At 60.7% G+C, this 5,670-nt stretch carries 5 protein-coding genes; 1 reads left to right on the forward strand and 4 read right to left on the reverse strand.

Going from position 1 to position 5,670, the window contains the following annotated elements; translation table 11 throughout:
* The 4 genes from AC30QB_RS23745 to AC30QB_RS23760 form a co-directional block, all read right to left on the reverse strand.
* Window positions 1–767 (reverse strand): hypothetical protein (locus AC30QB_RS23745; protein ID WP_489548759.1); only part of this gene is annotated, 767 nt, incomplete at its 3' end.
* A 553-nt stretch (window positions 768–1,320) separates the two neighbouring features.
* On the reverse strand, window positions 1,321–2,574 hold the full coding sequence (locus AC30QB_RS23750) for a glycosyltransferase family 4 protein (RefSeq protein WP_489548763.1): 1,254 nt from the start codon (window positions 2,572–2,574) through the stop codon (window positions 1,321–1,323).
* Window positions 2,575–2,599: 25 nt separating this feature from the next.
* A complete protein-coding gene (locus tag AC30QB_RS23755) occupies window positions 2,600–3,511 on the reverse strand; it encodes a glycosyltransferase (RefSeq protein ID WP_489548760.1) in 912 nt (303 codons plus the stop codon).
* A gap of 216 nt (window positions 3,512–3,727) precedes the next feature.
* Window positions 3,728–4,609: a class I SAM-dependent methyltransferase gene (locus tag AC30QB_RS23760; RefSeq protein WP_489548761.1), complete on the reverse strand. Its 882-nt coding sequence runs from the start codon at window positions 4,607–4,609 to the stop codon at window positions 3,728–3,730.
* 506 nt (window positions 4,610–5,115) lie between these two features.
* On the opposite strand from AC30QB_RS23760, the gene AC30QB_RS23765 reads away from it, so the two are divergent.
* The coding region (locus AC30QB_RS23765) for a hypothetical protein (RefSeq protein WP_489548762.1) at window positions 5,116–5,670 on the forward strand (555 nt) is incomplete at its 3' end.

A 5,670-nucleotide genomic window follows, 5' to 3' on the forward strand; every position in this document is an offset into this window, starting at 1 on the left:
GCCTGGGTGATGGTGTTGCCTTCGATCAGCAGCCCATCCCACTGGCCGTGCACGGTCACGTTGCCACCGCGGCACACCCCAGCGACCACCGAGTTGTTGGTGAAGGTGTTGTTGCGCAGCACGCCATTGCGGCCATGACCGCTCAGGTAGATCGCATGGTTGAACGTGCTGCCCGAGAAGTTGTTGTAGGCGAAGGTGTTGCCCTCAAGCACCATGTCGACCGCATCGCCCAGCATGCCCATGCCTGAGTTGTGATGGATGTTGCTGTTGCGAACCACCAGGGCGACGTTTTCCTGGCCAGTGGTCTGCTGTAAGTGGATGCCCAGCTCGAAGCCGGTGATCTCCACATTTTCGATGGTCACGTTGCGCACGGCGTTGTGCAGGAAGAAGCCCCAAGAGCCGGCGATGTTCTGGCCATCAAGCTTGAGGTTGCGGATGGTGTAGCCACCATCGGAGATGGTGTCGTTGTAGGCGCCGAAGTGGATAGCGGTGCCGTTCGCCTTGAGCCACGGTGCTGCGCCGCTGCCGTAGGCGTCCATGACGATGGGCTGCGTCGGCGTGGCATTCAGGTTGCGGAAGGACACCGCGAAATTCGTCCACGCGCCACCTCGGGCAAACAGAAGTCTGCTGCCGACGGGCAAGGTGTCGACGTTGACGCCGCTGAGGTTTTGCTTCGGGGCCGCTGTGCTGGTGCCGGCATTGCCATTGCTGCCCTGGACACATCCAGCGCTAGCACCCACTTGGCAATCGGAGAAGTAGTACGTCACGGCGCCAGTGGGAGCTGGCGCAGGGGCGGGAGCCGGCGCAGGCGCAGGCGCTGGCGCAGGCGCTGGTGTGGGGGCAGGGGCAGGGGCAGGGGCGGGCGCGGGAGCAGGAGCAGGAGCAGTTTTAGGCGCTGGCGCAGGAGCGGGGGCCGGTGCAGGTGCAGGTGCAGGAGATGACGCCTCGGACTCCGAATAAACGTTGGCTCCACCACAGCCCGCCAGAGCGGCAATCGCCAGAACTGAAAAATACAGGCTTGCTTTTCTGATTTTCACTGTGCGCCCCGTCATCGCGATTCCTTCTTACAGCGGCAATGCTGTCCACCATTTCGCCGCAGCTTGCGTACCAGGGTGCAGGGCATCTCAATCGTGCGAAATTGCCACCAACCTGACCACATTGGTCGGTACCAGTTACGACCCGACACACGCTTTCCCAATGGGGTCGGATTTTGGGTCCAAAAAAGCCAATGCTGGCCAGGGAAACTGTCGCTGGTTGTAAGCGGAACGCACACACAAGTGCTTCAAAATTCAGCAGGCGGCTGGCATCGGAAAGCAAAAATCAGGTCTGTTTCGATGCCAATGGAGAGAGTGGAGAGAGTGCGAAAAACTCGGCCACCAGTTTGGCCGCCTCGGTGTCGGCATCGTGACGCTCAAGCACGCGTCGTCGAGCCGCGGCTCCCATCTTGGCAAGATCTTCTGGCGGTGTGGCAAGGCAGGTTTCGATCGCGGCAGCGATCGCATTCACGTCACCCGCAGGGAACAACCAACCGTTTTCGCCGGGCAGCACCAGTTCCGGGATGCCCGCGACATAGGTCGTAAGAACCGGTCGCGACAGGGCCATGGCTTCCATCACCACCACAGGCAAGCCTTCGGCAAAACTCGGCAGCAGAAGAGCCTTCGCCGCCACGATTTCGTCGCGTACCTGGGTCCCGCTCAACCATCCGGTGACACGTACGTGAGCCTGCATGCCCAATGCCGCGATGAGGTCGTCAACTTCTTTTCGAATCGGGCCGTCACCCGCGAGCACCACTTCCAGCGCAATGCCCTTCTTCACCACCAAGGCCGCCGCTTCCACCAGTAACAACTGGCCCTTTTCGTGGCAGATGCGCCCGACACACACCAGGCGCGCAGCGACCGGCGGTGCAACGACCGGCATAGCCTGGAATGCTGGTTCGACTGCGCAGCGCACCACTTTCAGCTTTGGCCAGTGAGCATGTCGCACCCAGCGGTAGAGCTGACTCCGGCAAAACGAGCTGATCGCCACGACGAAAGCCGCGTGCTCGGCCTTCTCGCGCAATTTGTGATAGGCGGGTTGATCGAATTCCGTTGGGCCGTGCACCGTAAAGCTGAAGCTAGGCCCCCCCAATGCTCGAACCAACATAGCCAATTCCGCGGGATTGGACCCAAAGTGGGCATGCACGTGCATGGCATCGGCAGCGCGCAACCACGAAAGGATGCGACAGGCCTCAGCCAGAAAGACAAGGTGATAGGGCATCGGCCGGAAAGCTCGCCAGCCCATTCGCATGGCAAGCCTCAGGGCCGCGAAAAACTTAAGCGGCGAATTCAGCAGAGTGGAGATCACCGGCCAGATCAGACCGAGCACACCCTGTTGAAGCACGTACTGCGTGCGTGACCGCTCGAGGTGGTCCTGCTCGTCAGCGAGGGCACCGTCCCAGCCCCGCAACGCAATGCGCTGCACGGCAACACCCTGCCGTTCCAGCGCCAAGATCTCGCGTCGGATAAACGTGTGGCTGACGGCCGGATAAAGGTTGACCAGGTAGGCAACGCGCAGGCCCGCGCCTGCACCCGTCATCGCGGCTTCTCGGCCAAGCGCACGTTCAGGCGACCCGCTTGTCGTGGACAAGCTCATGCGCCGCTCGCTGCTTGCCGACAAGGAGTGCGCGCCATTGATACCTGCGCAAGAACTCCCTGAACTCTTGATTGTCATAGCGTGGCTTCCCTCTAAGCGCACTGGTGATCCACCCCAAAAGCACTGCAAGCTGGCCCAGGACAAAAGGCTTCTGATTCATCTTGCCCAAGGCGCTGGCTGTCAGATAGAGCAAGCTGGTGCCCATGTAGTACTGGCCGTACCCCTGTCGGTAACGGCCCGTCAGGATGCCGCGATGGCTGGCTCCCATCGTTCTCAGATGCACGAAGCGCAGTGCGGGCTCGTCCCAGCTGCAAGCGCCCCAACCTTTCATGCGGCACTGATGGCCGTCGATACCGTCCCAACCGACCTCTCGCACGAAGCCGCCTATGTCCTTGAAGCAGGCCACACGGTAAAACTTAGTCATGCCCAGCGAGTTTTCATCGCCGTGGCGCTCGTTGACCAAGGCACCGTTTGCCTCGAGGTAAGCCTTGCCGCTGCAGGTACCCAGGCGCTGATCCAGGCTCATGCGCTCCATCAGGATTTCGAAATAGCGCGGCGGCAGTCGCAAGTCCAGGTCAAGTTTGCAAAGGTAGTTGTACTCGTCAGGGTTGATGGCGGCATGACCCGAATAGAACGCGTCAATTACCCCTGGCCCCACGGCCCTGTGACCACGGTCGGCACGGGTGACGATTTGAATCCAGTCATGCTCGGCGGCGTACTTCGCCAAGATGGCCGGCGTGTCGTCGCTGGACCCGTCGTCGACGATCACCCACTTGGCCGGCCGCACGGACTGCGCCACCACGGTGTCGAGCGTCTGCCGCATGAAGTCTGCTTCATTGCGGCATGGAGAGATAAGCAGATATCGCTGGTTGAATGTCATCAAAGTTTCCGAGTCCTCGGTGGGGTGGTCATCGCTCGGTACATCACGGGCAACTCAACCCACCAGCGCACCCTATATGCAGATCGCGCCAAAACCATCACTCGCCATCACGCGGCGGCGAGGTCAGCATAGGTGCCAGAAGTCTACAGCCCGACTGTTGGACGCGAACCCACCTGAACGCGGCAAAGACAAGCGTTCCGCACAAAAATAGAAGCTTTATGAACACGCCTCGCTGACTGAAAGCTGAACAAGTGCGTCTTCGGAAAACAACCGGCAGTTTGAAGCGTCGATACCCGGCACGATGCGCGTGACGAGCTTGGCGCCAAGCTCGAAGCTGTCGACGCAAAGCCCAACGCCCCGGTGAAAGCGTTCGATCTCCGCGGGGTCGTCCGGAAGGCGGAACGGGACCTGCGTGGCTTCGCCGCGGCCGAACTCGTCGGCAACGCCCTTGCGCTTGAAGTCATACGCCAAGCGGCTGCCTGCGGGCAAATGAGAACCCAGCAGTTTGAGGAACGCGACAAAACTCTTCTCGTCAATGTAGGGGCTTACGCCTTCCATCATCACGAGCACCTTCGAGCCCTTTTTGCTGTCAAGCCACTGCTCGATCGCTTTCCAGCCCGCAACATTGAGATCGATCGCCATGTACTGGACATGCTCTGCGTTCAGCTTCTTTCGCGCCATTTTTTCTTTGCTGGAAATGGCCAATTTTTGATCGCATTCAACGCATGAGATCCGCGCGTCTCGCAATTGCTCGGCGTATCGGTAGGCACGGGTGTCGCTGCCACTGCCAATGTTGAGGATGTGCTGGAAACCGCCTGCAATCGCCGACACATACACGGCGTCGTAATGCTTCGTGCGCGCCAGAACGTAGTAATAGAAAGGGTTCTGGCGCAATCTGTTGAGTGCCAACAGACCCCGCAGGCGACAACCCCAGAGCTGGGTGTGTGACAGCAGATGACGAATCAAGCCATCGGGGTTCCGGTGCTCAGGCGCTTCATATGCCGACTGAATGTGGCGAAGCTTGCCCACATACACCATGTTGCTCAGATTGGGGAGTCTCAACGGCTGCTCCAGGGCAAGGACAGATCGCGGGATCACGGGCTCGCCTGTGAGCCGCCCGCTGAATGTGGCATGAACGAAATTAACTCCGCACCATAGCGACGCAGGCGATTCTGAGTAACCCCTTATCTGCTGGTCAGAAGGTTGCGCGAGGGGCAGACGGCCTCGCTCCAGGCCTCTGATTGACGTGTCGGTACGTAAGCGCTGTGAACGTTTGCGCGGAATGTGTGGTGAGCGCCGTCTGTCAAATCGCCCTGATCCCCCACGAATAAGGGGGTGGGTCATCACTTGAGTGGCTCGAACCCTCAATCCCCTGCGTGTTACAGGCTACAGGATTGCACACGCGGCCCCTGGTCAGCGCCCATAGAGTCGCGGCACTGAAATGCAGTGCGAGAGCGATTTTCCTTCCGGAGTCACACCGACGTTGTCGGTACTCACACCGACCTTGTCGGTCCCCCTCCCTGGTGACGCGAACACGCCGTGTGAAGACCGAGCGCCAGCCTGAGGCTGCGCATCTATCAACCTTGAGTAGTGAGTTCTCATTGATGAATTACGTTAATTTCGCCCCGAAGCTGTCGCTGATCGCTTCTCTTTGCCTGTCTCTTGCCGCGTGCGGTGGTGCAGACACCGTTGAAACCACGACCGATCCCAATGCCGCCCGACCCGAGCAAGCCGAGAGCTTCGCCAGCTCTGGCGCACCGGAAGTGGCCATCATGCTGCCCAGCGCTGGCGGCTCGTATGCCACCACGGCAAGCACCGTCAATGTGTCGGGCATCGCAGTTGACGACAAGAGCGTCGTTCGCGTGACCTGGGCGGTGAATCTCACCTCCGGCAACGGCATCGCCACCCAGACTGGCACCGACCATGTGACGTGGTCCGTTTCCTCGATCCCGGTGGCCATAGGCAAGAACCTGATCACCGTTCGCGCCTATGACGCTTCCGGCCAAGTGGCCACGCGATACCTGACGGTGACGCGTTCTGCACCGGCTCCCGCTCCTGCACCGGCTCCCGCACCTGCACCGGCTCCCGCACCTGCACCAGCCCCCGCACCTGCACCGGCCCCCGCTCCTGCACCAGCCCCCGCTCCTGCACCAGCCCCC

The organism is Rhizobacter sp., assembly GCF_046595475.1.
In the GTDB taxonomy this organism is placed as follows: domain Bacteria; phylum Pseudomonadota; class Gammaproteobacteria; order Burkholderiales; family Burkholderiaceae_C; genus Rhizobacter.

What these genes read in the sequence shown, in the direction of transcription:
- AC30QB_RS23750 (WP_489548763.1), bottom strand. Translation starts at nt 2,574, where the DNA reads ATGACGGGTGCAGGCGCGGGCCTGCGCGTTGCCTACCTGGTCAACCTT.
- AC30QB_RS23755 (WP_489548760.1), bottom strand. Translation starts at nt 3,511, where the DNA reads ATGACATTCAACCAGCGATATCTGCTTATCTCTCCATGCCGCAATGAA.